Here is a 25,676-nt window from a genome sequence, read left to right as displayed (position 1 = left end):
TGCCCCACGGAAAGCGTACTGGCTGAAGCGCAATTCCCGGTGTAGAAAGCTGGAATTACCTTAGGCAAAAACACATCATTCGCCTTTAAAATTAGAATATTTTTTTCGGTTATAGCCATGCTACCTAAAAAAAGAAAGTAGGATGGTTATGAGCGAACAAAAATACACGATGTATGTCTCCGTCACCAATCAGCAAGTCCTAATCGATCCGCACGCCTCCCCGTGGGAATATAAAGTAGAGGTCTCAAAAGAAGCATACCCTGTTTTTGAACGATTATTTGCCCAAATGGACCGCTTGGAGTTCCGCAACTTTCTGCGCTCTCATCTGCCATATATACCTTACCACTATGACCGCGACAACCACGATATCGATCGGCGGATGATGAAAGTCTATGCCTTAATTCATGAATACACGGACGATGAATCCAAACGCTTTATTGAGAAGCTGCCCTTCTTTCGTTGATTCGGCACACGTCTTTCCGCTACACTATAGGAAAGGACGTGAGCCATATGCTAAAGTTTGAAGACTTAAAAGGTGCCAACGTTGAACTGACATTTGGGCCGAATCAACACCGGATTGAATCACGCCATGTACTCGTTGTGATCAAACATAATGATCGGTGGCTACTGACAAAACATCGAATTCGCGGAATTGAGTTTCCAGGAGGAAAAGCGGAGGCAGGCGAGATGATTGAACAAGCCGCCATTCGAGAAACATTGGAAGAAACCGGCGTGACGATTGATAATGTACACTCCTTTGCAGAATACGTTGTCTTTACCGATCCGCCTTTCTGCAAAGCTGTTTTCACAGGAAATGTCGTTCATGTCGAGCGAGACTATACGTTACTTGAGACAGAAGGCGCTGTCTGGATGACAGACGCGGAGCTTGCCGCCTGCACGGAGCTTAGCTTCCATATGAAAGACCGCGGCATGGGAGAGCTCAGGAAGTGGGTGGAAGCGAATGACTGAACGCACTGACGGGGATATTATCAAGCGTAAGGAGTATCCATCGCCGAATCCTCGTGTGAGGTTGGAAGAGGTAACGTATTGGTCTGACGGCTTGCAGGTTAAAGGACTGCTCGCTACACCGACAGCTGAAGGGCGTTATGATGGCTTGCTGTATTTACGGGGTGGAATCCAACATGTTGGAATGGTACGACCCGCCCGCATTGCACAGTTTGCTTCACACGGTTTGGTCGTGTTTGCTCCTTATTATAGGGGCAACCGAGGGGGCGAGGGGAAGGACGAGTTTGCAGGAGAGGACCGCAATGATGCGGTTGCCGGAGTGGAAGTACTGAAACAGCAAGCGTCTGTCGATTCAGAACGGATTCATCTCTTTTCTTTCTCTCGAGGGGGCATTATGGCATTATGGACCGCCATATTACGTGAGGATTTAACATCGATGGTGACGTGGGCAGGAGTGTCTGATGTCGTGTTCACTTATAAAGAACGTGAAGATATGCGGCGAATGATGAAGAGGGTAATTGGAGGCACACCAAATAATATGCCGGATGCCTATCGTGAGCGGACCGCTTTGTTCCGCGTGCACGATATTGAAATACCTACTTTGATCATCCATGGAACGGCGGACACAAATGTTTCATTTGAGCAAGCACTGTTACTAGAAAATGCGCTGCGCGATGCCAATAAAGAATACGAAACATGGTATTTAGAAGGATTTACCCATTACATTCCGCCCGAGATGAACCGCAAACTAGTGAAAGAAGCAGTGGATTGGATGAAAAGCAAAAGCCGATAATCAAAAAAATCCTTGCAGAAATACTCTGCAAGGATTTTTTAAATAAATTATGCGATCGGGCCGCCTTTGATTGCGATCTCTTCAGAAACATGGTTGAATTTCTTGAAGTTTTCACGGAAAGCTGCTGCAAGACGCTTCGCTTCTGCATCATATTCTTCAGGATTTTCCCAAGCGTAACGTGGGTGTAACACATTGCTTGGCACGCCTTCGATTTCAAGAGGCATTTCGAGTCCAAAGATTTCATTTGTCTTAGTCTCTACATTATCCAACTTACCGGCAATTGCCGCGCGAACCATAGTTCGTGTGTAACCTAAGTTCATACGAGAACCGACACCGAATATTCCGCCGGTCCAGCCAGTATTAACCAAGAACACTTTTGCGCCGTGTTCGTCAATTTTCTTACCAAGCATCTCTGCATACGTTGCAGCCGGAAGAGGTAAGAACGGTGAACCGAAGCAAGTAGAGAATGTTGGTTCTGGAGCAGTGATTCCACGCTCCGTACCTGCCAATTTCGATGTGAAGCCACTTAAGAAGTGGTACATTGCCTGTTCTTTTGTCAGAATCGAGATTGGAGGCAATACGCCGGAAGCATCAGCCGTTAAGAAGATGATGTTTTTCGGATGACCCGCAATAGACGGTGTCACAATATTTTCGATATTTTCAATCGGGTAAGCAGCCCGTGTATTTTCAGTTAATGAATTGTCATCATAATCCGGTATACGTGTATCTTCGTCCAATACAACGTTTTCCAACACGGAACCGAAACGGATCGCGCCAAAGATTTCAGGTTCTTTTTCTTCAGAAAGGTTGATACATTTCGCGTAGCATCCGCCTTCGATATTGAATACACCGTTATCAGACCAGCCGTGCTCGTCGTCACCGATCAACTTGCGGTCAGCGTCTGCGGAAAGTGTTGTTTTACCTGTTCCTGAAAGACCGAAGAACAGTGCCACATCGCCGTCTTCTCCAACGTTAGCTGAACAGTGCATCGATAGGATGCCTTGTTCTGGAAGCAAGAAATTCATCGCAGAGAAAATAGATTTTTTCATTTCTCCTGCGTACTCTGTTCCGCCGATCAAGACAATTCGTTTTTCAAGGGACATGATGATGAATGTCTCTGAATTTGTGCCATCCACTTCTGGATCCGCTTTGAAAGAAGGGGCAGCCAAGATTGTGAATTGCGCTTCGTGTGACTGTAGTTCTTCTGCAGTTGGACGGATGAATAATTGGTGAACAAACTGGTTTTGCCAAGCCAATTCATTGACAACTTGTATGGATAACTGAGAGTCTTTATCTGCACCTGCGTATCCTTTGAAAACGAAGAGTTCATCCTTTTGCTTCAAATGATCGATGACTTTCGTGTATAATGAATCAAATACGTCAGGGGAGATTGGCTTGTTGACGCTTCCCCAATCTACTTTATCTTTGGACACTGCATCTTCGACGATAAATTTATCCTTCGGAGAGCGTCCAGTATATTTACCTGTGCGTGCTGCTAGAGCGCCATCTGCTGAGAGTTCGGCTTCTCCTTTAGCGACTGCCTTTTCGGTTAATTCTGCCACAGACGCTTGGATCGTCACGTTGCTTCCTGATAGAAGACTTTTTAAACTATCATCAATTTTTGCAGATATCATATTTACATACCGTCCTTTGCGTAGTCGTTTTATTTGAGTAGAACATCTTAATTCGTAAATAGTATAACACATTAAGAATAATAATCTATACTAATTAAAAACTCAAGTGATTTGAGATAAAAAAATTGACAAAATCACAACTTTTTTATACTATGTGACATGAACGGATACTCTTATCCCGAGTTGGTGGAGGGTACAGGCCCTATGAAACCCGGCAACCTGCAAAAGACAGTAGTCTAGCGCGAAGGTGCCAAACCTGAAGCAAGGTTAAATTCCTTGGACGATAAGAGTGAAAGGTGCTGCGCGTGAAATTTTGCCTTTTACTCATTGCTAGAAAGTGAGTAGGGGGCTTTTTATATTGTCTAGCCCTGAATCCTTATGGTATATGATTGACGTCAATTCAGGCGTGGAGCTTTACCAGGGACTTAAGAGAGTACCGTATCATGTTGATTGAGGGGGAAACAAAAATGACAAACCGTCGACTGTTTACATCAGAATCAGTTACTGAAGGCCATCCTGACAAGATGTGCGACCAAATATCGGATGCGATTTTGGATGCGATATTAAAGGAAGATGCGAATGCCCGTGTGGCATGTGAAACGAGTATTACGACAGGACTCGTATTGGTAATGGGTGAAATCACTACCACTACCTACGTAGATATCCCAAGAGTAGTTCGTGATACTGTGAAAGAAATTGGGTACACACGTGCGAAATACGGTTTCGATTATGAAACTTCTGCTGTTTTAACTTCTATTGATGAGCAATCACCTGAAATTGCCGCGAGTGTCAACGTTGCGCTCGAAGCTCGTGAAGGCTCTATGACAGACGAAGAACTGGATGCCATCGGAGCGGGTGACCAAGGATTGATGTTTGGTTACGCTTGTAATGAAACACCTGAATTAATGCCGCTTCCGATCAGTCTTTCCCACAAGCTGGCATTCCGACTTGCGCAAGCGCGTAAAGAAGAGTTGATTTCTTACCTGCGTCCTGATGGTAAAACGCAAGTAACTGTAGAGTATGACGAAGACAACAAACCTGTGCGGATTGATACGATTGTTATTTCGACACAGCATCATCCGGAAGCGACAATGGAACAAATCGAGAAGGATATTAAAGAAGTAGTAATCGACGCGGTCGTACCTGCTCACCTATTGGACGAACAGACGAAATACTTCATTAATCCGACAGGAAGTTTTGTTGTGGGTGGTCCTCAGGGAGATGCGGGACTCACTGGAAGAAAAATCATCGTGGATACATATGGCGGATATTCTCGTCATGGCGGCGGTGCATTTTCTGGTAAAGATGCAACAAAAGTTGATCGTTCTGCTTCCTATGCTGCACGCTATGTTGCGAAAAATATTGTGGCGGCAGGATTGGCAGAGCATTGTGAAGTACAACTTGCCTATGCAATCGGTGTGGCAAGCCCGGTATCCATTTCAATTAATACATTCGATACAGGCCGTCTATCCGAAGCACTCTTAGTCGAATTTGTTCGCGAGTTGTTTGATCTGCGACCTGCAGGCATCATTAAAATGCTTGATCTTCGTCGTCCGATCTATCAACAAACGGCTGCATACGGTCATTTTGGCCGTACGGATATTGATTTGCCGTGGGAGAAAACGGATAAGGCAGATGCATTATTAGAATTAGCAATTAAAAATGATGTGAAACAATAAAAAAGATAGTTGAAGGCAGAAAGAGGGATTAATATCCTTCTTCCTGCCTTTTTTTTATAGTATAATATAAAATAAAGAACATTCAGAAATTGGGAAAGGGGAAATTTATTGACTACACTACAACATACATCTGTGCTCGATATGGATGCTGTGCAATTGAAAGCGGAGTTAGATAGCGGGCAGATTACTTCACGTCAAGCGACGGAGGCTTATATTGCACAATGTCAGGCAACCAATCCAGCTGTGAACTTTTTAGTGGAAGAGCGATTTACTAAGGCGTTGGCCGAAGCGGATCAAGCAGACAAAGAACGGAATACAATGAAGATGACAGGGAAATTATTTGGCGTACCTATTAGTATGAAGGAATCATTCGATGTGGCTGGGATGCAGACGACAGGCGGATTGCCGTATCGTAAGGGACAGATGCAAACGACAGACGCGGAAATTGTCCGTCGATTAAAAGCGGAAGGCGCCATCCTGATCGGCAAGACAAATACACCGGCACTCTGTTTTTGTCAGGAGACCGACAATGCATTGTATGGCCGCACCAACAATCCCTACGACCTCTCTAGGACAGTAGGCGGCTCGAGTGGCGGAGAAGGTGCGGCGATTGCTCTAGGGGCGGCTGCAGCGGGAATAGGTTCAGATATCGGAGGATCCATCCGTTTCCCAAGTCATTTTACTGGGGTCATTGGCTTCAAATCAGGAAATTCGCAAGTTTCATCAATCGGCAGCTATCCTGCCGAAGAGCATCCATTACAGCAAAGAATGCTTGGAATCGGGCCGATGACAAAATCGGTACGGGATGCAAAACTGCTTTACAGCATCATTGCGGATGAACTACCTATGGAAAATGAGTTGAATCAATATACTGTAACGTTCTTGCCCGATATGAAGCTGCCGCTATCTAAGGAGACAGAAGGCTTCTTACAGGCGATCAAAGGATTTCTGTCGACAGAATTTCCTATTAGAGAGGACATACCTCCTCATTTTCAAGAATCAGCGGAATTATGGCAAGAGATCATGTCCATTGACGGCGCGAGTGGAGCAGCAGTAGAAGCATTCGGCACACGTCCGATCCGGCCGGTGCGTGAATTTTTATTAGACAAGGCGGGCAAACAAACCGATTTGCATCGGTATTTATCCTGGGCTTTAATTGGTGCCTCTTTATTCAAACCTTCAGCGGAACGAGTAGCTGAGATCGAAACCATTATTGAAAAAGGTGATGCGGAATTAGACCGCTATCTGGATAAGCGAATCCTTGTTTTGCCTGTTTATCATACGGCAGCCCTTTCGCACGGTATCGTATACAAAGAGTTATTCTCCATTCGGAAGACATTTCTGCAATATATTCCTTACGTCGCGTATGCCAATGTGTGGGGGCTTCCTGCTTTGACAATCCCTATTGGAGCGGATCGAGACGGCATGCCGCTTGGTGTACAACTAGTGAGCAAAATCGGGAATGAAGATGCGTTGTTTGCACTGGGCGCACGTCTAGAGGAAGAGTATAAAGGCTATTCGAGAGTTATCCCATCTTTCATATGAATCAATTATGTTTTAGCATAATTGATTCTATTTATTTCCAGTTTTTAATCAAACCACCTACTATCAGACCGAATACAGCGTGTGCGGCCGTCCAATAGAACCAGGCTGCCCCATCTGTAATGGCAGGTGGTTGTTCAGATAATCCTGTCAGCGAGAATAAAATGCCACCGCCAACGGTATAGACTAAAACATACGGAGCTATCAGGTATTCCCGCTGGATAATCCGCAACAGATAAAACAAAGCGACTGCACTTACGATACAAGTAATAAAGTGAAATAAGTATCCTACCAAAAGTTGCGGCTCCCAATCTTGAATTACTGGAACGTAATCAAAGTTGAAAAGCAGCACATAGGCTTGATTTCCAATAAGTATCTGAATAACTTTCAGAAAGAGCGCTAGTGCAATCCCTGCGATGGTACCAATTATTATAAGTTTTCCAAACTGCCTCATCAAAAATCTCCTTCCTTCAACTGTTCAATTCCTTTTTTGACGTTCTTGCTCTTTCACTTTCTCAATTTCCTTAATCTCCTGCTGATACTCTTTTTCTACTTCCGTCGTACCGCGAATAATCGGTTCTTCATTGTAGTCGACTCGTTTACCGTAACGCAGGAGTTCGTAAATCACCATGCCGTTATTCGGCTTGCCGTTTACGGTGATCATGGGAATAGCGTCAAATAAAACATAATAAAATGAATAAAATATAAAACGGCTCCAGAATGTCTTATAGTCGTCTAAAAAGCCGTTTGCGAGCAAGGCATTGATGCCAACAGCCACCGTAAGGTTACTGAGTATAGGTCCTAAATAAATACAAATATACGCAAAGTTACTTTTGGATTTAATCGAATCAAAGGAGAACCAGCTATACACATGGTAATATTTTCGGACATCCAAAAACCAAAATTTAAATATTCGTGGTCCAGAACCAACTGTAAGACGCGGGTTCTTGACTCCAAACAATCCGCTGACGATAAAGTATCCGGATTCGCGAAGAAAGATAACAACAGGCAATATAATAAAGGCTGAAATGACAAGCCCAAGAAGATCTTTCATACCAAACAATCGGTGTCCTCTCCTTACTGATGAAATTCTATAGCAATTGGATACCCTTTTTTTGTCGCAGTGAATCCCGCGCTCAAGGGAAAGAATCATCTAACTTGTAGTACCGGGTTTAGTTTCTTCATTCCGGGGAAAATACATACTATTGAGCAGTAGTAAAAAGATAGAGGAGGAATGGAAAATGGCTAAAATTGCAGTAGAAAACCCATTTGATGACGTAAAACTAGCGTTAGAGGAAAAAGGACATGAAGTGAAAATGTTCGAGAGCGATGAAAATTTAAAAGGGTATGACATGGGCGTTGTACGTGCGTTGAGTGACGTCAACGTGGATCAATTTGATTTCCCGGTCGTCAGCATCGAAGGGAACTCTGTTGATGATATCGTCAATGATGTCGAAAAAAGATTACAACGTTAAGTGTAGTAACGAGGCTGTCCTGAAAGTTTGAGATTTCTTTCAGTGACAGCCTTTTTTACGGTGAGGCAATGGAAGAAATTCACTTCATTAAAAAGAGACGTCCCATTTTTAAGGACGTCTCTTTTCTAAAATTATAATTGTGTTTCAGGTTGGTCGACAGCTTCATATTCTTGCATTAAAGAACGTAGTGGCAATTCGTACAATTGCTTGCCATCAATTTTGAATACCCCATTTGATACCAGTTCATCAATTAGTTCATCTCGTTTAGTTTCCACTATGTTTTCATTTCTTTTCATCGTATTGTTTCCTCCTTGATTCCCTCCTAACTATAGCCGCTTTTTATCATTGTTAAACTTCAGATCAAGTAGTTGGAAGAATACGAATTTTCTCTTTTGAAATGGAAGAGGATGGGCGATCAGCTCAACTATGACAATCATGTGCACGAATTAAAAAACAATGAGATCGCCACCAAAATTTTAAAGTTTAGGGGTACCATTACGAGGAAAGAATAGCTATAATCTATTTCGTACGTAAAATGTAACCCATCATAGGAGGTCGCTATGTTTTTTATTGAAGCGAAACGGATTGCAGTCGTTATCTTAGGCTCACTCCTCGTAGCGGTATCGTTAAATTTCTTTCTTATCAGTGCGAATGTCTATGCAAGCGGTTTTGCAGGTGCGGCCCAGTTAGTGTCGAGTGTCCTGACTGATCACTTGAATATAACGATCAGTACAGGAGTCTTGTTACTTCTTTTCAATATTCCGGTTTTTATTCTAGGTTGGTTCAAAGTCGGAAAAGGTTTTACTATCTACAGCATCGTGTCGGTTGCGTGCGCTACGTTTTTCCTTGAGGTACTGCCGGTTCGTTCCATTTCCAGCGATATCCTTCTAAACGCCGTATTCGGTGGCGTCTTGGCCGGGGTGGGTATAGGGTTTTCTTTAAAACTAGGGGCCTCTACAGGCGGCATGGACATCGTAGCGATGATTTTATCGCGAATGCAGGATAAACCGATCGGAGTCTATTTTTTGATTCTCAATGGAATCATCATCGCCTTTGCAGGTATTCTCTACGAGCCCGAAAATGCATTGTATACAATGGTCGCTTTGTATGTAACGACTTCTGTTATTGATATGATTCACACGCGTCATGAGAAGGTTACAGCGATGATTATTACGAAGCAGGCGGATGATTTGCAGCAAGCGATTCACAGACAAATGGTCAGAGGTATAACGATTTTGCCGGCAAAAGGGGCCTATTCGAAAGAAGATAAAAATATGCTGTATGTCGTTATTACACGTTATGAATTATATGACTTGGAACGGATCATTAATGAAACCGATCCCCAAGCATTCACAAATATTGTCCAGACGGTAGGGATTTTCGGTTTCTTCAGAAAAGAAGGCGAGAAGCTTGCCTGATGAATAAAAAACCAAGCGACATTTTGCGCTTGGTTTTTCTCATTAGACTTGATTCGCCATATGCAATTTGGTAAATGTTCCATTTTGGTGCACCAGCTCTTCATAGGTGCCTTGTTCTTCGATTCCGTCTTCCGTCATGACGATGACCCGATCGGCGTTGCGGATCGTTGTCAATCGATGGGCGATGACGAGGGTAGTCCGATTTACGGAAAGTTCCTCGAGTGATTTCTGAATGATCCGTTCCGTCCCGGTGTCAAGTGCAGATGTCGCCTCGTCCAGAATAAGGATAGGCGGGTTTTTTAAAAACATCCGAGCGATGGCCAATCGTTGTTTCTGACCGCCGGATAACTTCAGTCCTCTTTCCCCAATTTGAGTTTCATAACCATCCGGCATGCTGCTGATCAAATCGGCAAGATGTGCTTTATGAGCCGCTTCATAAACTTCTTCATCTGTTGCGTCTAATTTGCCGTACGCAATATTCTCCCGAATCGTTCCTGTAAATAAAAACACATCTTGCTGGACAATCCCGATTTGGCTGCGCAACGATTTTTGCGTCATTTGCCGAATGTCCAGACCGTCAATGGAAATCGCTCCTTCATTGACTTCGTAAAATCTTGGAATGAGTGAGCAAATGGTGGTTTTCCCTGCACCTGATGGACCGACGAACGCGACAGTCTGTCCAGCCTGAATGGACAAGTCGATATTACGCAATACAGGCTTTTCCGCTTCGTAGCCAAAAGTGACGTTGGAAAGCCGGATGTCCCCACGCAAATGGTCCACTTCGATAGCATCCGGAGCATCTTTAATTTCTGGAGCTTGGTTGATCAATTCGCGGAAACGACCGAAGCCCGCCATTCCTTTTGGGTACAATTCCAACAGCGCACTGATCTTGTCGATTGGCTTGATCAATATATTGCTAAATAAAATAAAACTGACCAATTCACCATAACTCAATTTATTGTTGACCGTGAACCAAGCGCCGACGATCAAGATCACAAGTGTGACGAGACGTGTGAGCATGTACATGGAGGAGGTGGCCCACGCCATCACTTTATATGCGACTAGCTTGGCAGTTCGGAAACGCGCATTGTCTTGTTGGAAACGACGCAGCTCAAACTCTTCATTGGTGAAAGATTTAACAACGCGTGATCCTGAAACCGCATCCTCCACTCTGCCGTTGACATCAGCAATATTGTCATACATCTTATGCCAGGCAGCATTCATTTTCTTATTGCAGAACGTTACAACAACAGCAAGCAAGGGAACCATGACAATGGCGATAAGCGCCAGCTCGGGATTGATCGTATACATTAGTCCGAATGCACCAAGAATAGTCATGATCGCAATGAATGCATCCTCAGGACCGTGGTGGGCAAGTTCTCCGATATCGAATAAATCTGTCGTGATGCGTGTCATAATATGTCCTGTTTTGGTATTGTCGAAAAACCGGAATGACTGCCGTTGCACATGCTCGAAAAGTTCACGCCGCATATCGGTTTCGATATTGATCCCCAGTTTATGGCCTAGATAGCTGACGATATAGTGTAAAAACGTACTTAGCAAATAAACGAGGAGCAATAAAAAGCTGACAGTGACAATTCGGCTCCAGTCACCTGAAGGCAATAGACCGTCAATAAACCATTGAACGGCTAATGGAAAAGCCAGCTCAAGCAAGGCGACAAATATGGCACTGAAAAAATCGATGAGGAATAAGCGCCGGTGTGGCTTGTAGTAAGAGAAAAATTGTGTAATCATGTAGTAATTCCTTTCGTTTTATCATTTTCCGACAGAAGACGCCCACTTCAAGGAATGTGTAGGGCGTAGCCCAATGGGTAAGTGGGTGATAAATATCGGTTGGCGCTAGCCAAAGAGTATGTCAGTCGGTTATAATGAGAACGTACATTCTTTTTGGTGGAGGTGAATTTCATGCTGATCCACAAAGCTTATCGGTTTCAAATTCATCCGAACAAAGAACAACGTATTTTAATCGCAAAAACCATTGGCTGTAGCCGCTTTGTTTTTAACCACTTTTTGGCTAAATGGGACAGCACGTATAAAGAGACAGGGAAAGGACTCTCGTACACTACCTGTTCCGCTGAACTAACTCAGTTAAAAAAGCAAGAAAGTACCATTTGGTTAAACGAAGTGGATAGCATTTCCCTTCAATCTTCCTTAAAAAACTTGGCTGACGCTTATACAAGACTTTTCAAAAAACAAAACAAAGCACCCCGCTTTAAATCAAAAAATCATGATGTTCAATCGTACACAACAAAACAAACAAATGGCAATATCGCAATCGTTGGCAACAAAATTAAACTCCCTAAGTTGGGCATGATAAAATTTTCGCGAAGTCGTGAAGTGAAGGGTCGAATCATGAATGCAACGATTCGACATACTTCTTCGGACAAATATTTCGTTTCGATTCTTGTGGAAACAGAAGTACAAGAAGTACCTAAAACGAATTCCTCCGTGGGTGTTGATGTGGGTTTGAAAGAGTTTGCAGTCTTATCAGATGGCACAGTGTATAACAATCCCAAGTACTTTCGTTCATTAGAGAAGAAGTTAGCAAAAGCTCAACGGATTCTCTCAAGACGGAGAGAGCTGGCTATCAAAAGAAAATGTAAGCTAAGTGAAGCGAGAAATTATCAAAAACAACGTGTCAAAGTTGCGCGTATCCAAGAAAGCATTGCGAATAAGCGAAAGGATTACTTGCATAAAATCTCAACCGATATCATCAAAAACCACGATGTAATCGGAATAGAAGATTTGCAAGTATCCAATATGCTCAAAAACCACAAGTTGGCCAAGGCGATTAGCGAAGTAAGTTGGTCAGAATTCAGAACAATGCTTGAATATAAAGCGAAGTGGTACGGAAAACAGGTTGTTTCTGTAGGTAAAACATTCCCTTCAAGCCAACTTTGCTCATCTTGTGGCTATAGAAACAAAGACGTTAAGAATCTTGCCTTGCGTGAATGGGACTGTCCAGGATGCGGAGTCCATTACGACCGAGATCTTAACGCAAGTATAAATCTTAAAAAGGAAGCGGACAGACTTCTAACCGCAGGGGCTGCGGGGATAGCCTAATCAATAACTGGCGGTTACGCCGGTGATCTTAGGAATCTCCCACTTCTAAACGTAGTGAAAGTGGGAGTAGTTCAACTGGTATCAGTATATAGGAAGATCAGTAGGAAAGCATTAAGAGTAGCTAGATTACGTACAACTTAGAATTTTGCAGACAGAGAGGGTTTATTTAATGAAAGGAACTTCACATTTAGTTGTTGGGGCTACAGTTGGAGCAGTTGCCGGCTTCAAGGCACAATCGGATCCAATGACCGTTCTGCTCTGTACAGCAGTAGGAGGAGCTTCAGCACTTGTGCCGGACCTCGATACGAATGGTCTGGCAGCTAATCGGGTCACGCTTTCAAAGCAGATTAGTAAAACTGTTTTACGATTATTAGGCGTGGCTTTGTTGCTGATTATCGTCTATCAATCTATTAGCAGAGGATTCCAGACTTCCGATCTGACATATGGATTTGCAGGACTGGCGCTGGTTGTTCTGTCGCAGCTCATTACCCAAAGACGGCTGTTGACATTGACAGGAATATTCGTCGTACTGTTCGGATTGTATTTACATAATTCAACTGGAATCCTTCTGGCCGGAAGCTATATTATCATCGCTTCCTTTCTTCCGCACCGGTCATATACGCATTCTGTACTAGGCATCGTTTTTTTCGCTTTCATTTTACATCATCTGATGCTGGAGTGGCCGATGAAAGGAGTCTTCGAGGCAGGGCTGGCTGGTTATATCAGTCATATAGTGGCGGATATGAAAATACTGCCAATGAATCGCAGAGGAGTGAAACCGTTTGCGCCTGTTTGGAATCGAGTGTTCTGAATAAGATGGTGGACCGCGCCAAAAAAACCTGCACCGAACCAAACTGGCATTCTACCGAGCGAAAGTACGGACGGAACGCACCAAAGAGCATATACACCGAACCAATCCTGTATGGAACCGAGCCATTCATTCTGCTTACCGCACCAAAAGCACCCATTCCACAAAAGAATGGGTGCTAGTGCTTATTCGTCTTGCAGCACTTTATACAATTGTCCTTTACGTGCGTATTCGTTCACGATACGCGTCATGTCGGCACGGTCTTCGTCGGTCAAATCACGAACGACTCGAGCCGGAGAACCGAGCGCTAAGGTGTTAGGCGGAATTTTCTTGCCAGGGGTCACCAAGCTGCCCGCTCCGATAAATGCGCCTTCCCCGATTTCAGCTCCATCCAGAATCGTTGCGCCCATCCCAACCAGTGCTCCTTTTTTGATCGTGCAGCTGTGTAGCATCACTTTATGTCCAATCGTCACCTCATCCTCTAAAATAAGCGGGAATTTCGGACTTTGATGCAGACAACAAAAATCTTGGATGTTCACTTTTCGGCCGATAATTGTCGGGGACACATCGCCGCGAATAACCGTATTGAACCAAATGGATGATTCGGGACCGATCGTGACATCACCTGAAATGGTTACATAATCTGCAATATATACAGATGGATCGATCTCAGGTATTTTTCCTTCGTATGGATAAATCAATGAAATCTCCTCTTTTCCAAAAAATCATGTATAATTTATCCTAACAAAGATTTGGTTTTTCCGATACAAAAGAAGGGCATTCCATAAAGTAATAAAGCTAAATGAGGAGTGATGGCCATGTGGAAGTGGGAAGCGGAAGGCCAGCCGAAAGCTGTAGTAGTAATTGTCCATAATGCATATGAACATCATCGTCGGTATGTTTGGCTCATTCAGCGATTGAGGAATGATGGCTTCCATGTCGTGACAGGAGATTTGCCTGGTCATGGAAAAGAAGGCTTGACCGTTCATTCGGAAACATTTAAAGAATATCGTCGATTTATTAAACAATTGGTTATGACAGGGCTCGACGACAACTTACCGCTGTTTTTATATGGACATGGATTAGGTGCGACATGCCTTCTTCGAATAATGCAGATGGAACAGGTGGAATGCGCGGGTATTATTTGTTCCTCGCCTTGGCTGCATTTGGAACATCAACCGCCGTTGCTGGCACAGATGTTAACGAAATTATCTCAATCGATGAAGCTAAACCATGAAATCACGCCGGCTTTGCTATCGCGTAATGCTGAATTTCTAGAGCAATACAAAGACGATGCATTGTATACTTCGGTCATTACAGCAAGCTGGTATCGAGAATTGCAAATTCTATTGAAGAATGTCATGCAGAAGGACTCGGTGATACAGGATGTCCCATTTCTGCTGCTGACGGGAGAAGCGGATGAAATAACGGATCCCGATTACTCTCGCAAATGGGCACAAGCACAAAATTTATCCGAACTGCAGGATAAGAGATGGAAAGATCTGTACCACGACGTCATGCAAGAGCCTGAGCGTGAAGAAGTTTACGTATATATGCGGTCCTTCATGAAAAATGTGCTTCGTTCATTAGGCTATGTAATTGAATGAAATGAAACTTAGCTGGAGGACGTGAATAAATGAGAGTGCGACTATACATAGGAATTGCAGGGGCAATCGGTGCGGTAACCCGCTTACTGGTCGGTCAGTTATGGATCGTCAATGGTGCTTTTCCTGTTGCCACGTTTGCTGTAAATATGGTCGGGACATTGTTGCTGTGTATTCTAGTGGAACGAGCAAGGCTTGGCGGGCATCTTTCTCCTCTTGCAGTTACGGTTATCACGGTTGGATTCCTAGGCGCCTTCACAACGTTTTCTGCCGTTAGCTTAGAGACAATCCAGTTGCTGAAGGACGGTTTGATGGTAATTGCAGGTGCATATGTCTTCTGTTGTTTATTCGGAGGTCTTACCATGGCGGCTTTCGGATTTACATTGGCAAGGAAGGTGACCTGAATGATATGGCATATAGTGGCGGTTGGCTTTGGCGGGTTTCTTGGAGCAATTTTGCGATTTGAAGTATCAAACCGACTGAACGGAAGCGTCTTGCCATTTGGGACGTTACTCGTTAACAGCATAGGCAGCTTTTTCATTGGTTGGATTGTCGGCATGGAGCTGCCATTGCAGTGGACGTTGTTTTGGGCGACAGGCGTGGCGGGAGCGTTGACGACATACTCCACCTTAATGAAAGAAATTTGGACGTATTGGAAAGAAGGCCGAATAGGGCGTTCAGCGGCCTATACTGTGCTGACATTCGGGTTGGGAGTCGGCTTGGCCTATATTGGATTTAGTTTGTAGAAAAGAGGATTTTAATTAAATGAGTACAAAGAAAAAGAATACGGGAAAAAAATGGGTCGGCTCTTTTCTGATTGCCGTAGTAGTCGCGATCGCGGCTGTCTATTTTCCTGAATTAATGGAAGAAAAAAAAGAACCGAGCCGCGATGGCTTGATTCCAGTCGAATTGGTCAAGACGATTGATGGTGATACAATAAAAATCATGTATGAAGGCAAAGAGCAGAATGTGCGTTATCTATTGATCGACACACCTGAAACAAACCATCCTCGACTGGGCAAGCAGCCGTTTGGCCAAGAAGCGAAAGTGCGCAATCAAGAGCTGTTGCAAAAAGGGAAGCTAGAGATTGAGTTTGATATCGGTGAAAAATACGATAAATACGGCAGATTGCTGGCGTATATATACATAGACGGAAAAAGCGTGCAGGAGCAACTATTGAAAGAAGGATTGGCGAGAGTAGCTTATGTGTATCCGCCAAATACACGTTATTTGGATGAATTTGAGAAAGCAGAGCAACACGCTAAAAAGTCTGGTGTTGGAATTTGGACGTTAGAGGATTATGCGACAGATCGTGGTTTTGATAGCGATAAGCATCCGGCCAATGAGACAGCCAAACAGTCTGTAAGTGGAGAAAAGGGAATATACCCAAACTGCACGGAACTGCGAAAACAATATCCTGACGGCGTCAAAAAAGGACACCCTGCATACGCTTCTCATTTGGATCGGAATAATGATGGCAGGGCATGTGAGTGAATTTCAGCAAAATAAAAATTGTGTTCAATAATATAAATGAATCCCGATGACGATAATATTTATATCGAAGTCGGGATTTTTTATATTCTTTGTTGGTCATATAAGCATATCATTATATACTGTTTTCAAGGAGGTTATAAAATGAAACCAAAAGAAACTGTCGATTTACAGCGCGCCTCACAACTTTTAAAATTGCTAGGTGATAAGACACGTTTGACGATGATGAAATTACTATCCTCTCATGAATGTTGCGTCTGTGAGTTCGTGGGGATTTTTAAGATGAGCCAGCCAGCCATTAGCCAACATCTGCGTAAATTGAGAGATATTGAGCTGGTAAGAGAAGAGCGGAGAGGACAATGGATCTTTTATTCGATCAATTCTGAGCATGAGGATTACCTGCTGATTAAAAGTATTCTTGACCAATTGCCGGGACAGGATGAATCGATTAACGACTTGGAAAAACAAGGTTTACGTATTTCATGTGGCTAGGGAGGAAAATTGATTGGTTACAACTAGTATTGCGATAGCAATCTTTGCAATAACGTTAGTTTTTGTTACCTGCCAGCCCAAAAATTTGTCTAACAACAGGTGCCGTTCGTGAATCTTTCATCTATGGAAATGTGATCGGATCAGATCTCGGGCCTAAAATTATGCCAATCAGTTCACTGGCAACTTTGTTGTGGCTGCATGTGCTTTCTCAAAAGGGAGTGAAAATAGGCTGGGGATCATATTTTAAAGTCGGTATAATCTTAACGATCCCTACGCTATTTATTACACCGATCGGACTGTATGTATGGTTATTGATCATCTAAATTGATTAGAAAAGGGGATTATAGTTATGACGAAAAAAACTTTGTACTTTCTTTGCACAGGAAACTCGTGCCGCAGCCAGATGGCAGAAGGCTGGGGGAGGAAAATTCTCGGTCAGGAATGGAATGTACTTAGTGCTGGTATTGAAGCACATGGAGTAAACCCTAAGGCAATAATGGTAATGAGCGAGATTGGGATTGATATCTCAAATCAAACATCAAACACAATAGATTCTCAGATTCTTAACAATGCGGATTTAGTCGTTACACTTTGCGGGGATGCTGCGGATAAATGCCCTAAGACTCCTCCATCAATTCGTCGTGAACATTGGGGATTTGACGACCCGGCTAAAGCAACCGGGACGGAAGAAGACATTTGGGCAGAGTTCCAGCGTGTGCGGGATGAAATTGGTGAACGAATTCAACTATTTGCCAGTAAGTAATGAACGTATAATAAAAAATAGGCAGAGTATACAAATATTTCAAGAGATCAAGGAGCAATTATAAGCTAACTTTTTATTTTCTCATATATATCAGTGGAAAACATAGAGGAGTTTTTATAATAGAATTTAACATTATTTAACCATCAACTTGCTGTGAACAAAACACAGGTTGTTGCGAGCCTGATCTACAGGTAGCTGTCATTGGTGCAGGATCAATCGGTTTAGCGGCGGCAAGCGCATCTTACCATTCTTTGTATTGAAAAAAGGTACAGTATCAGCGCATGTTAGCACGTGAGAGCATGTGACACTTTTCTCGCCTTGGCCGTATAACATTGACGAAGCAGGTAAGAGACTATTGCTGAATACAGATTGGGGGCTTACGCTCTATCTATTTTTTTTCAACATTGCTCGTATATATTTTGCTTTGATTAATCCAATAAAAGATGGTCTTCTTACTTTTGTTATCGTGACAGGCTGTTTGCTTTAGGTATTATATTTGCTGAATCAAATTAGCCCTTGAGTTTCACGGAAATCTGATAAGGTGCAAGCTGCGTATGATGAGTATATCGCTAGAAGAGATAATCAGGGTTAGTATGAACAGTAAATAGCGGAACTTCTTCAAAGTAAGCCCAAATTATAAAAAACCGCTCCTTTTGGGTAGAGGACACTGAAAAAATCTCTGTATCAAAATTAAGCGCCGCTATCATCATCGTTAATGAAATCGATGATGGTAGCGGCGCTGTTTAGGCAAGGGTAGGTCGGTGTGGAATAGATCCTGAGGGAATTGGAACATTTCAAAACCTTTGGAGAATGTAAGAAAGAGCGTGGAGGAACTCCTTCATTCTCTTTTAACGATTCGTACCTATGAATTGCCTTCCCACAAAATTACTAACGGTCAGTATTCCTGTCTTGTCTTTCCCAAAGTCTAAGGGAGGGGTATGGATCGAAAGCCCACTCCGTCCGTCCATTATCTTTATACATACCGTAGTGAAGATGAGGAGGAAATTTACCTGAGGTACCTTTCTTTCCATATCCAGAATTGCCGACATAGCCGATAGTAGTTCTAGGTTCAACAATGTCGCCTTCTTTAAGACCTTCATTAAAATAAGCTAAATGAGCAAAATAATGGTACGTATTATGGATATCACGAATACCTATTCTCCATCCTCCGTATTCATTCCATCCCAATGTTTCAATAATTCCGTAAGATGTTGACTGGACAGGAACTCCATAGGAGGCAAACAAATCGGTTCCTTCGTGTATTCTTCGACCGCCCCATCCTCTGTTAGCTCCCCAAGTACCTTGAAAACTATAATTGTGCTTGATGGGAATAGGAAAGGCGTGCTCATCCAAATCCAACGTTTCAAAGTGTTTATAAAGATTCGCAATGGTAATAATTTGATTGACGGTTTCTTCACGCTTATAGTAATCCCATAAAGCCAAAGAAAATTCCTCTTCAGCACTTCCGTATCCACTTAAAAAAGTAGCCATCGTAAAAAGCACATCCTCATTATCCTCCAGATCAGCGTAACCGTCCCCATTTCCGTCCAATCCTTTTCCTGCGAAAATTGCAATAGACAACGGTGATGTATCTTCCTTATTTGGATTAAGCTCACCCATCCAATAGTCTTTGGTAAATTGGAGAGCAATGATTCCTTCCTTATTTGGAATATCATTACGTACTTGTTGGATGTTGCGTTCAAACTGGTCTACAGCAGCTAAATAGTACCAAGGGACAAATTCGTTCTCGAATTTTAAATAGTAGTTCATTCGTTCTTCCAATAATTTTTCCTGGGTTGGTTGTTCTTGAGCTGAAACAACGACGAAAAAAAATAAGGACAGCATGATTAAATAAATCGGCAATAGAAACCAGTGCCGCATTCAAAAACCTCCTTTTCGGTGCATTCATAAAGTTCCCTATTTGCATTTTTTTATGAGTACTTTCTCGATGTTTTCCTTCTCGTTTTGAACTACCCGGTTAGCATAATTAGATCACAGAAATTAGTTATTACTTTACTCAAAAACAGTGAAGTAAAGAATTTTTGATTCTGAATTTTAGGTAAGAGTCACAATATTAGTAACTTATTGCTTCCTCAGCAGCTTTTCAATCAAGACAGCAATATTCTCTTTTGATAAATGTTGATGATAGGTATCTAGCTACGGGTGTTTTCAACCCCCACCAATACAGACCAAAGATAGAATAAAAGATCAGTACGAGAGTTGTAACAATTCTAATTACCATAATTTCACCCTTTATTCTCTTTTATTCATTAGTGTGGCTAAAATTAGGTGAGGTAATACAAATTTCTTCGGTTTTAGACTTGGTGATTTGATGAGGCAATTTAAACAGCTACATTCGCAAGACGAAAACTTTTTATGGAAGAGTATGATGCGATTGCGAATGAACTGAGCAAATTGAACGCGCAAAGCGTAGCTCTATATGATAGCAAAGGTCAGTTTTTCTTTGTCGCTTACCATTGGAAAGTGCATTTAAAGAATTCGAAAAGAAAAAATAAAACATTTGACTACTACAACATTGTAGTAGTCAAAAGTGTGGACTCACATAATGATTTGCTAAGTGTACACGATGAAGGAGTTTCAAAAGTTATCGGATAAAGAAATGGAGTTGATGCAAGTGATATGGGAGATAGGCGGTCCCGGACAATCCAATTAATTGTTAGAGATTTTTTCTCGAAATTATAGGGCTTGGAAAGGATTGACAATCGCTACTTTTTTCTCAAGATTGGTTGACAAGGGGCTGTTATTAGCCAATAAACAAGGTCCGTGCAAATACTTACTTCCCTGTCTATCTCTCAAAGAGTACAAAAGATGGAGAGCTCAAAGCCTACTCGTCGTATTGTATCAAGGTTCTGTGAGAAACTTCTTATCTACACTTTATGACGGTGAGGATATTTCGAAAGAAGATATCAAAGATTTAAAACAATGGTTTTCAGAGAAATAGATGCATAATGTGAGCGAGTTATTTGAAAATCTTATCGTATTATCTGTTGTGGGAAGCACTGTTGTGGAGTGTATTCTTGTTCTAAATCTTCTTTCTTGTACCTGTTTGGCTGATTGTACGAGGGCTCTCTTTTCTTTCAACAGAACAGAATAGCACTATTACTGCTATACAGACAGGCTATTGGAGAGAAATAATTCCTGAACAATATATTTCTTTTGAATGGGTGTTGGTATACTTAAGTATTTGAGGAGTTGGAGCCATCATTTTTGGTGGCTGGAATGTATATTATTATGGAAAATTTAAAAAATAATATCTCAATAGTAGTCGTTAATGATGCTTATCAGTTGTTGGATAGCCATAAAGAAAAGCTAAGAATAAGACGTATTTAAAACTTGTGTACAATGATCAAATAGCAAGTCCAGCCCTCATTGGGTTACACAATCCAACGATTCTATTATCGACTAGGAAAATACCTACTGTTGAATTAAACATGGTGCTTCATCATGAGTTGATTCATTTTAAACGAAAAGATGTATGCATAAAATTGTTTATGTTAATAGTAAGTTCTTTACACTGATTTAATCTATTCGTTCATATTCTATGTAAGGAGATTCACATATGGAGCGAATTATCTTGTGACGAAGAAGTTGTATTTGAAATGTCTTATGCTGAAAGAAAGAGATACGGTGAAACAATTTTAAACATGTTAGAAGATTCACTTGAAACTCCTGTTTTTTATAGTGCTTTTTTATTTGGAAACAAAATTATCCTTAAAAAGCGATTAATGATGTTATTAGAAATGAAACCAATGAAAAAGTTTATTTATGCGACACTAGTGATATAATTTATATATGTACGCTTGTTTTTATAGCGATAAGACAGCGTTACAATAAAAATCATGTATGAAGGCAAAGAGCAGAATGTGCGCTATCTATTGATCGACATACCAGAAACGAACCATCCCCGACTTGGCAAGCAGCCGTTTGGCCTAGAAGCGAAAGTGCGCAATCAAGAGCTGTTGCAAAAAGGGAAGCCAGAGATTGAGTTTAATATCGGTGAAAAATACGATAAATACGGCAGATTGCTGGCGTATATATATACGGAAAAAGCGTACAGGAGCAATTATTGAAAGAAGGCTTGGCAAGAGTAGCTTATGTGTATCTGCCAAATACACGTTATTTGGATGAATTTGAGAAAGCGGAGCAACAAGCCAAAAAGTCGGGCGTTGGAATTTGGATGTTAGAGGATTATGCGACAGATCGTGGTTTTGATAGCTATGCATATCCAGTAAAAGAGAAAATAGAGACAACAGTTTCAGATGAACCTACAGAAGTGTTTCAGAATTGCACAGTGTTACGGAAGAAGTATCCAAATGGCGTGAAAAAAGGCCACCCCGCCTACTCCATCAAAATGGATGGAGATCGAGATGGCTTTGCTTGTGAATAGCTAGAAGCGGAAGACGTTGCTTTAAAAAAAGTAAAAGGGCTGTCGGGAAAGTCATTGAAAAATGGCTTCTTGGCAGCTCTTATTCTTTTTCTAGCCTTATTTGTCTGCCGGCGATCATAAACTCCTTGTCTACGCTCATAAATCCCAGTTGCCGCTCATAGCTCGCCGTTTGCCGCTCATAAACTCCTTCCAAGTGATCATAACAGCATTGAACCCGATCATAAAGTTGCTTAGCGCGCTCATTAAGCGTTTTATCTTCACCGAACAGTACACCCGTGCAGTATTTATTTATAATAATCACTATACTGAAGTTCTATTAAAAACTATACAGTCACAAAGCTGTCATGAATATAGCGGAAAATCACTTTTGAATATAGATACATCACTTTCTGCATATTTACTCCATAATTATTTCTTATACTAAATTTCAGGAGAGGGGCGAATGTTCAAGTGAACAGAATCTCTATAAAGTTAACCGCATATTTTTTTATTGCAGTATTAATCATGGAAACATCCCTTATCCTTTATCTTCATCAGAACATCATTCATACAAGGGTTGATGAAGAGTTCTCCCGCTTATTGGCAACCGGTTCTAATCATCGAGACGTTCTTAGTGAAAATTATTCAGATACCACTATGAAGCATATCGTCTTGATGGAAAAAGATGAGGAACGAGAAGTCCTTATTACAAATAATCAAGGCGAAATAATCCGTAGTTCAGAGGAAAATATAGAAACACTAAAAAGAGATCTCCCGCAAGTAAACGATCTCGATTTGCAGATTGATCAGATTTTGGTCTCAGATTGGAAAAGATCGTCATACATTGTTAGCGCACATCCTTATAAAGTGAATCCAAGTCAATCCGGTTATGTAATAATGTTTCAAAGTACACATCCTATTGAACAGTTAGTAGGGAAATTAAATTTGCATTTTGGTCTGGCAGGAGTAACAAGTGTAGTCGCATTATTAATAATATATGCTGTTCTTTCCAAATTTCTTACACGTCCCTTAATCCGTATGAAGAAAGCAACAGAGAAATTAAGCAAGGGCAATTTCAAGGTAAGCCTACCGTTCATAGGAAGTGACGAACTGGGCGAATTATCAACTTCCATTCAAAAGCTTGCGGATGATTTAGAACGGTTAAAAACGGAGCGCAATGAGTTTCTCGCATCTGTTGCCCATGAATTAAGCACACCATTGACTTATTTGATTGGTTATTCGAAAGTGGCTATTAGACAAGGAGTGTCTGAACAAGAACGTCAACACTATCTAGTGATTATTGCGGAAGAGTCGGATCGAATGAAAGAACTTGTCAAAAACTTATTGGATCTAGCGAAAATGGATGAAAACACCTTCACAGTGTCAAAGGAATATTTTGAGGCACGTCCGTTTTTTGAGGATATTTTTAAGCTAGTCGAACCTTCATTTAAATTAAAAAAACTTAAATTGGACTTAATTTGCGATATGGATTTCAAAATCCATGCTGACCCATTGCGTTTGGAGCAAATTGTGTTGAATTTACTAGATAATGCTTTGAAATATTCATTAGAACAATCAACGGTTAAAATGAAGGTTTCCAAGAAAGGAAAGAAATCAGTCATTTCTGTTGTAGATGTTGGAATCGGCATTCCTTTAGAGGAAATTGACTTCATTTTTGAAAAACTCTATCGGGTGGAAAAATCACGCTCACGAACATCGGGAGGATCAGGAATCGGTCTGGCAATCGTCAAGGAACTTGTCGAAGCACATGACGGTAGCATTGATGTCATAAGTAATTTAGGAGAAGGTAGCACGTTCACGATTATAATTTGAAGAGAGGTCAAAGCTCGTATGAGAACAATTTTACTAATTGATGATGAACAGAGGATGCTAGACCTCATTGAATTATTTCTGATTCCACACGGCTTCAGGTGTATCAAAGAGACAAGGGGGAAGAAGGCGTTGGAAACGCTAATTAAAGAAAGGGTTAGTCTTATTTTGTTGGATGTCATGATGCCTGAAATGGATGGATGGGAAGTGTGTGAAAAGATCCGTGAGTTTTCGGACGTCCCTATTATTATGTTAACGGCCAGGACAGACAAGCTTGATATGGTGAAAGGGCTAGATACGGGAGCGGATGATTATATTACGAAGCCTTTTGATGAAAGAGAATTATTATCAAGGGTAAATGCACTATTGCGCCGTTATCCTGAAGACCAAAAGGAAAAGGAGAAAATTATTTATGGTGATTTCAAACTGGACAAGGAAACCTATTCATTACAATATGAATATTTAAAAGTGCAGCTGACACTAAAAGAATTTTATATTATTGAAGCTTTGATTTCACGGCCTAAAAAGACGTTTACACGAGAACAGTTATTACATGCTGCATGGGAATATAATACCTACACAGATATCCGTACCGTAGACTCGCATATCCGAAATTTGAGGGATAAATTAAAAACGGCTGGATTTCCAATTGATGAGTTTTTGAAGACAGTATGGGGAATTGGTTATAAGTGGAACTGAAAAGAAGAGCTCATGATGAAAAGGTTCAAAATTATTGTGGGATTGCTATCGCTAGTCGCGATTATGTCGGCCTGTAACAAAGAAAGTAAACTGTATGCGTTTGACGAAGTAAAAAATGATACATTTGAACACTTACATGGTTTGGGATATATCGATTGCCATCGGAATACATACGAATGATATTCATATTACAAATGGTGGAAGTCTCAATTGAGATAGATTTGCGAAAAACGGGAAATTAGCGAAATAAGAAAATGGACGGTGCTTCATAGATGTATGGATTGATGTCGAAGATCAGTCAAATAATAAGTGAACCGCTTACGACACTTGTACATTCGTTTGCGGATGTTCCAATAATCTATGTTCTATTATTGGGTTTACTAGGTGCTGTTGCGCCTTGTCAATTGACCGGAAATATGAGTGCAATCACATTTTACGGGAATCGTACGGTTCAAATGAAAACAGAATGGGTTGAGATTCTTTTCTTTATTGGCGGGAAAGTTGCTGTCTTTAGCTCCCTAGGATTACTGGCATATTTATTTGGCCAATCATTTGAAATGAAAATGACAGATTATTTCCCTCTATTTCGTAAAGTGATTGGACCCCTAATTATACTGACGGGTCTGGTTTTGATGGGTGTTCTCAAACTAGGGTTTCTTCAACGCATAACAATGAGTATCCCGATGAAGCTCCGTGAAGGGAAGCTGGGCTCCTTTTTATTGGGAGCTAGTTTTTCACTTGCTTTCTGTCCGACTATGTTCGTCCTTTTTTTTCTTTGGCTTATGCCCATCGTTGTGACGACTTCGTATGGCTTCGTTCTACCAGCCGTTTTTGGGATTGCAACTTCTCTTCCTCTCCTCTTATTGTTCTTTTTAATATGGTTTTTCGATGCAAAGCGTCTAATAATGAAGCGAAGCATGAGAGTAGGAAGAGTTATACAACGGTTTGCAGGCTTTGTACTAATCGTCATTGGCATCTTGGATACGATCACCTATTGGGGGATTTGAATCA

Annotated in this window: 29 protein-coding genes, 3 pseudogenes and 1 riboswitch; of the genes and pseudogenes, 25 read left to right on the top strand and 7 right to left on the bottom strand. The window is 41.6% G+C overall.

Translation table 11 applies throughout. From position 1 onward, the window contains the following. Positions 1-148: 148 nt before the first annotated feature. The 3 genes from B5D59_RS12755 to B5D59_RS12745 are packed head-to-tail and all read left to right on the top strand — an operon-like array spanning position 149 to position 1,759. Positions 149-463, top strand: a complete 315-nt coding sequence (locus B5D59_RS12755; RefSeq protein WP_040759391.1) for a hypothetical protein — start codon at positions 149-151, stop codon at positions 461-463. 47 nt (positions 464-510) lie between these two features. Beyond that, positions 511-969, top strand: coding sequence for an NUDIX hydrolase (locus B5D59_RS12750; RefSeq protein WP_009497978.1), 459 nt, complete (start codon positions 511-513; stop codon positions 967-969). Then, positions 962-1,759, top strand: a complete 798-nt coding sequence (locus B5D59_RS12745; RefSeq protein WP_078818231.1) for an alpha/beta hydrolase family protein — start codon at positions 962-964, stop codon at positions 1,757-1,759. The genes B5D59_RS12750 and B5D59_RS12745 overlap by 8 nt, the downstream gene beginning before the upstream one ends. Positions 1,760-1,806: 47 nt before the next feature. On the opposite strand, the gene pckA is transcribed toward B5D59_RS12745, so the two are convergent. Continuing rightward, the gene (pckA, locus tag B5D59_RS12740; RefSeq protein ID WP_009497976.1) at positions 1,807-3,393 is read right to left on the bottom strand and encodes a phosphoenolpyruvate carboxykinase (ATP); all 1,587 of its coding nucleotides are present in this window, start codon (positions 3,391-3,393) and stop codon (positions 1,807-1,809) included. A gap of 170 nt (positions 3,394-3,563) precedes the next feature. Further along, a riboswitch (SAM riboswitch) is annotated at positions 3,564-3,683 on the top strand. A gap of 177 nt (positions 3,684-3,860) precedes the next feature. Between pckA and metK the strand changes: the two genes are divergently transcribed. After that, entirely contained in the window at positions 3,861-5,072 is a 1,212-nt protein-coding gene (metK, locus tag B5D59_RS12735) for a methionine adenosyltransferase (RefSeq protein ID WP_078818230.1), read from the top strand. Positions 5,073-5,180: 108 nt separating this feature from the next. Beyond that, positions 5,181-6,617 carry an amidase gene (locus B5D59_RS12730; protein ID WP_245799523.1) on the top strand — a complete coding sequence of 479 codons (1,437 nt, stop codon included), beginning with the start codon at positions 5,181-5,183 and terminating at the stop codon, positions 6,615-6,617. Between the two features lie 31 nt (positions 6,618-6,648). Here B5D59_RS12730 and B5D59_RS12725 read toward each other — a convergent pair whose 3' ends face one another. Together B5D59_RS12725 and B5D59_RS12720 are read right to left on the bottom strand one after the other, a co-directional pair. After that, positions 6,649-7,068, bottom strand: a complete 420-nt coding sequence (locus B5D59_RS12725) for a hypothetical protein (protein ID WP_245799522.1) — start codon at positions 7,066-7,068, stop codon at positions 6,649-6,651. 24 nt (positions 7,069-7,092) lie between these two features. Then, positions 7,093-7,668 (bottom strand): hypothetical protein, encoded by a 576-nt coding sequence (locus B5D59_RS12720; RefSeq protein ID WP_245799528.1) that lies wholly within the window; start codon positions 7,666-7,668, stop codon positions 7,093-7,095. A gap of 187 nt (positions 7,669-7,855) precedes the next feature. Between B5D59_RS12720 and B5D59_RS12715 the strand changes: the two genes are divergently transcribed. After that, complete coding sequence (locus B5D59_RS12715; RefSeq protein ID WP_040759390.1) at positions 7,856-8,089, top strand: YkuS family protein; 234 nt, start codon at positions 7,856-7,858, stop codon at positions 8,087-8,089. 131 nt (positions 8,090-8,220) lie between these two features. Here the strand turns inward: B5D59_RS12715 and B5D59_RS12710 are convergent, their stop codons facing one another. Further along, a complete protein-coding gene (locus tag B5D59_RS12710) occupies positions 8,221-8,385 on the bottom strand; it encodes a Fur-regulated basic protein FbpA (RefSeq protein ID WP_009497969.1) in 165 nt (54 codons plus the stop codon). A 264-nt stretch (positions 8,386-8,649) separates the two neighbouring features. Here B5D59_RS12710 and B5D59_RS12705 point away from each other — a divergent pair, with 264 nt between their 5' ends. Continuing rightward, positions 8,650-9,507: a YitT family protein gene (locus B5D59_RS12705; protein ID WP_009497968.1), complete on the top strand. Its 858-nt coding sequence runs from the start codon at positions 8,650-8,652 to the stop codon at positions 9,505-9,507. Between the two features lie 42 nt (positions 9,508-9,549). Here the strand turns inward: B5D59_RS12705 and B5D59_RS12700 are convergent, their stop codons facing one another. Next, positions 9,550-11,262 carry an ABC transporter ATP-binding protein gene (locus B5D59_RS12700; protein ID WP_078818229.1) on the bottom strand — a complete coding sequence of 571 codons (1,713 nt, stop codon included), beginning with the start codon at positions 11,260-11,262 and terminating at the stop codon, positions 9,550-9,552. 171 nt (positions 11,263-11,433) lie between these two features. Here B5D59_RS12700 and tnpB point away from each other — a divergent pair, with 171 nt between their 5' ends. Together tnpB and B5D59_RS12690 are read left to right on the top strand one after the other, a co-directional pair. Next, positions 11,434-12,591 carry an IS200/IS605 family element RNA-guided endonuclease TnpB gene (tnpB, locus tag B5D59_RS12695; RefSeq protein ID WP_078818228.1) on the top strand — a complete coding sequence of 386 codons (1,158 nt, stop codon included), beginning with the start codon at positions 11,434-11,436 and terminating at the stop codon, positions 12,589-12,591. 169 nt (positions 12,592-12,760) lie between these two features. Beyond that, positions 12,761-13,402, top strand: coding sequence for a metal-dependent hydrolase (locus tag B5D59_RS12690; protein WP_009497964.1), 642 nt, complete (start codon positions 12,761-12,763; stop codon positions 13,400-13,402). A gap of 182 nt (positions 13,403-13,584) precedes the next feature. On the opposite strand, the gene B5D59_RS12685 is transcribed toward B5D59_RS12690, so the two are convergent. Continuing rightward, complete coding sequence (locus tag B5D59_RS12685; RefSeq protein WP_009497963.1) at positions 13,585-14,100, bottom strand: gamma carbonic anhydrase; 516 nt, start codon at positions 14,098-14,100, stop codon at positions 13,585-13,587. Between the two features lie 117 nt (positions 14,101-14,217). Here B5D59_RS12685 and B5D59_RS12680 point away from each other — a divergent pair, with 117 nt between their 5' ends. The 7 genes and pseudogenes from B5D59_RS12680 to arsC all read left to right on the top strand — a co-directional run bounded on the left by B5D59_RS12680 (position 14,218) and on the right by arsC (position 17,749). Further along, the gene (locus tag B5D59_RS12680; protein WP_245799521.1) at positions 14,218-15,006 is read left to right on the top strand and encodes an alpha/beta fold hydrolase; all 789 of its coding nucleotides are present in this window, start codon (positions 14,218-14,220) and stop codon (positions 15,004-15,006) included. A gap of 29 nt (positions 15,007-15,035) precedes the next feature. Then, positions 15,036-15,407 carry a fluoride efflux transporter FluC gene (locus tag B5D59_RS12675; RefSeq protein ID WP_078818226.1) on the top strand — a complete coding sequence of 124 codons (372 nt, stop codon included), beginning with the start codon at positions 15,036-15,038 and terminating at the stop codon, positions 15,405-15,407. Continuing rightward, the gene (locus B5D59_RS12670) at positions 15,408-15,749 is read left to right on the top strand and encodes a fluoride efflux transporter FluC (RefSeq protein ID WP_078818225.1); all 342 of its coding nucleotides are present in this window, start codon (positions 15,408-15,410) and stop codon (positions 15,747-15,749) included. A gap of 19 nt (positions 15,750-15,768) precedes the next feature. After that, positions 15,769-16,497, top strand: a complete 729-nt coding sequence (locus B5D59_RS18605; RefSeq protein ID WP_078818224.1) for a thermonuclease family protein — start codon at positions 15,769-15,771, stop codon at positions 16,495-16,497. 141 nt (positions 16,498-16,638) lie between these two features. Then, a complete protein-coding gene (locus tag B5D59_RS12660; RefSeq protein ID WP_078818223.1) occupies positions 16,639-16,986 on the top strand; it encodes an ArsR/SmtB family transcription factor in 348 nt (115 codons plus the stop codon). Positions 16,987-17,078: 92 nt separating this feature from the next. Further along, a pseudogene (locus B5D59_RS12655) lies at positions 17,079-17,309 on the top strand (ArsB/NhaD family transporter); the annotation flags it as partial. A gap of 26 nt (positions 17,310-17,335) precedes the next feature. Next, entirely contained in the window at positions 17,336-17,749 is a 414-nt protein-coding gene (gene arsC, locus B5D59_RS12650; protein ID WP_078818222.1) for an arsenate reductase (thioredoxin), read from the top strand. 888 nt (positions 17,750-18,637) lie between these two features. Here the strand turns inward: arsC and B5D59_RS12645 are convergent. Then, positions 18,638-19,630, bottom strand: coding sequence for a M23 family metallopeptidase (locus B5D59_RS12645; RefSeq protein WP_078818221.1), 993 nt, complete (start codon positions 19,628-19,630; stop codon positions 18,638-18,640). A gap of 495 nt (positions 19,631-20,125) precedes the next feature. On the opposite strand from B5D59_RS12645, the gene B5D59_RS18260 reads away from it, so the two are divergent. The 9 genes and pseudogenes from B5D59_RS18260 (at position 20,126) to B5D59_RS12600 (ending at position 25,672) form a co-directional block, all read left to right on the top strand. After that, entirely contained in the window at positions 20,126-20,365 is a 240-nt protein-coding gene (locus B5D59_RS18260; protein WP_078818220.1) for a hypothetical protein, read from the top strand. A 58-nt stretch (positions 20,366-20,423) separates the two neighbouring features. Next, positions 20,424-20,711: a BlaI/MecI/CopY family transcriptional regulator gene (locus B5D59_RS12635; protein WP_342746532.1), complete on the top strand. Its 288-nt coding sequence runs from the start codon at positions 20,424-20,426 to the stop codon at positions 20,709-20,711. 385 nt (positions 20,712-21,096) lie between these two features. After that, positions 21,097-21,555 (top strand): annotated as a pseudogene (locus B5D59_RS18725) (M56 family metallopeptidase); the annotation flags it as partial. 54 nt (positions 21,556-21,609) lie between these two features. After that, a pseudogene (locus B5D59_RS18600) lies at positions 21,610-21,887 on the top strand (thermonuclease family protein); the annotation flags it as partial. A gap of 60 nt (positions 21,888-21,947) precedes the next feature. After that, positions 21,948-22,157: an excalibur calcium-binding domain-containing protein gene (locus B5D59_RS18595; protein ID WP_425441356.1), complete on the top strand. Its 210-nt coding sequence runs from the start codon at positions 21,948-21,950 to the stop codon at positions 22,155-22,157. 504 nt (positions 22,158-22,661) lie between these two features. Further along, positions 22,662-23,969, top strand: coding sequence for a HAMP domain-containing sensor histidine kinase (locus B5D59_RS12610; protein WP_245799520.1), 1,308 nt, complete (start codon positions 22,662-22,664; stop codon positions 23,967-23,969). 18 nt (positions 23,970-23,987) lie between these two features. Beyond that, positions 23,988-24,665: a response regulator transcription factor gene (locus B5D59_RS12605; RefSeq protein WP_078818215.1), complete on the top strand. Its 678-nt coding sequence runs from the start codon at positions 23,988-23,990 to the stop codon at positions 24,663-24,665. A 15-nt stretch (positions 24,666-24,680) separates the two neighbouring features. Continuing rightward, entirely contained in the window at positions 24,681-24,845 is a 165-nt protein-coding gene (locus B5D59_RS18255) for a hypothetical protein (protein WP_176132585.1), read from the top strand. A gap of 92 nt (positions 24,846-24,937) precedes the next feature. Further along, entirely contained in the window at positions 24,938-25,672 is a 735-nt protein-coding gene (locus tag B5D59_RS12600; RefSeq protein ID WP_078818214.1) for an urease accessory protein UreH domain-containing protein, read from the top strand. Positions 25,673-25,676: the final 4 nt, after the last annotated feature.

The sequence above is a fragment of the Sporosarcina newyorkensis genome (genome assembly GCF_900167515.1).
In the GTDB taxonomy this organism is placed as follows: Bacteria; Bacillota; Bacilli; order Bacillales_A; family Planococcaceae; genus Sporosarcina; species Sporosarcina newyorkensis.
This window is presented reverse-complemented; position numbering and strand designations above follow the sequence as displayed.

What these genes read in the sequence shown, in the direction of transcription:
- B5D59_RS12690 (WP_009497964.1), top strand. Translation starts at nt 12,761, where the DNA reads ATGAAAGGAACTTCACATTTAGTTGTTGGGGCTACAGTTGGAGCAGTT.
- B5D59_RS12755 (WP_040759391.1), top strand. Translation starts at nt 149, where the DNA reads ATGAGCGAACAAAAATACACGATGTATGTCTCCGTCACCAATCAGCAA.
- B5D59_RS12670 (WP_078818225.1), top strand. Translation starts at nt 15,408, where the DNA reads ATGATATGGCATATAGTGGCGGTTGGCTTTGGCGGGTTTCTTGGAGCA.
- B5D59_RS12680 (WP_245799521.1), top strand. Translation starts at nt 14,218, where the DNA reads ATGTGGAAGTGGGAAGCGGAAGGCCAGCCGAAAGCTGTAGTAGTAATT.
- B5D59_RS12725 (WP_245799522.1), bottom strand. Translation starts at nt 7,068, where the DNA reads ATGAGGCAGTTTGGAAAACTTATAATAATTGGTACCATCGCAGGGATT.
- B5D59_RS12610 (WP_245799520.1), top strand. Translation starts at nt 22,662, where the DNA reads ATGGAAACATCCCTTATCCTTTATCTTCATCAGAACATCATTCATACA.
- metK (WP_078818230.1), top strand. Translation starts at nt 3,861, where the DNA reads ATGACAAACCGTCGACTGTTTACATCAGAATCAGTTACTGAAGGCCAT.
- B5D59_RS12705 (WP_009497968.1), top strand. Translation starts at nt 8,650, where the DNA reads ATGTTTTTTATTGAAGCGAAACGGATTGCAGTCGTTATCTTAGGCTCA.
- B5D59_RS18595 (WP_425441356.1), top strand. Translation starts at nt 21,948, where the DNA reads ATGTTAGAGGATTATGCGACAGATCGTGGTTTTGATAGCTATGCATAT.
- B5D59_RS18255 (WP_176132585.1), top strand. Translation starts at nt 24,681, where the DNA reads ATGAAAAGGTTCAAAATTATTGTGGGATTGCTATCGCTAGTCGCGATT.
- arsC (WP_078818222.1), top strand. Translation starts at nt 17,336, where the DNA reads ATGACGAAAAAAACTTTGTACTTTCTTTGCACAGGAAACTCGTGCCGC.
- B5D59_RS12660 (WP_078818223.1), top strand. Translation starts at nt 16,639, where the DNA reads ATGAAACCAAAAGAAACTGTCGATTTACAGCGCGCCTCACAACTTTTA.
- B5D59_RS12675 (WP_078818226.1), top strand. Translation starts at nt 15,036, where the DNA reads ATGAGAGTGCGACTATACATAGGAATTGCAGGGGCAATCGGTGCGGTA.
- B5D59_RS12700 (WP_078818229.1), bottom strand. Translation starts at nt 11,262, where the DNA reads ATGATTACACAATTTTTCTCTTACTACAAGCCACACCGGCGCTTATTC.
- B5D59_RS12745 (WP_078818231.1), top strand. Translation starts at nt 962, where the DNA reads ATGACTGAACGCACTGACGGGGATATTATCAAGCGTAAGGAGTATCCA.
- B5D59_RS12720 (WP_245799528.1), bottom strand. Translation starts at nt 7,668, where the DNA reads ATGAAAGATCTTCTTGGGCTTGTCATTTCAGCCTTTATTATATTGCCT.
- B5D59_RS12710 (WP_009497969.1), bottom strand. Translation starts at nt 8,385, where the DNA reads ATGAAAAGAAATGAAAACATAGTGGAAACTAAACGAGATGAACTAATT.
- B5D59_RS12600 (WP_078818214.1), top strand. Translation starts at nt 24,938, where the DNA reads ATGTATGGATTGATGTCGAAGATCAGTCAAATAATAAGTGAACCGCTT.
- B5D59_RS12645 (WP_078818221.1), bottom strand. Translation starts at nt 19,630, where the DNA reads ATGCGGCACTGGTTTCTATTGCCGATTTATTTAATCATGCTGTCCTTA.
- B5D59_RS12750 (WP_009497978.1), top strand. Translation starts at nt 511, where the DNA reads ATGCTAAAGTTTGAAGACTTAAAAGGTGCCAACGTTGAACTGACATTT.
- pckA (WP_009497976.1), bottom strand. Translation starts at nt 3,393, where the DNA reads ATGATATCTGCAAAAATTGATGATAGTTTAAAAAGTCTTCTATCAGGA.
- B5D59_RS18605 (WP_078818224.1), top strand. Translation starts at nt 15,769, where the DNA reads ATGAGTACAAAGAAAAAGAATACGGGAAAAAAATGGGTCGGCTCTTTT.
- B5D59_RS18260 (WP_078818220.1), top strand. Translation starts at nt 20,126, where the DNA reads ATGGAAGAGTATGATGCGATTGCGAATGAACTGAGCAAATTGAACGCG.
- tnpB (WP_078818228.1), top strand. Translation starts at nt 11,434, where the DNA reads ATGCTGATCCACAAAGCTTATCGGTTTCAAATTCATCCGAACAAAGAA.
- B5D59_RS12715 (WP_040759390.1), top strand. Translation starts at nt 7,856, where the DNA reads ATGGCTAAAATTGCAGTAGAAAACCCATTTGATGACGTAAAACTAGCG.
- B5D59_RS12605 (WP_078818215.1), top strand. Translation starts at nt 23,988, where the DNA reads ATGAGAACAATTTTACTAATTGATGATGAACAGAGGATGCTAGACCTC.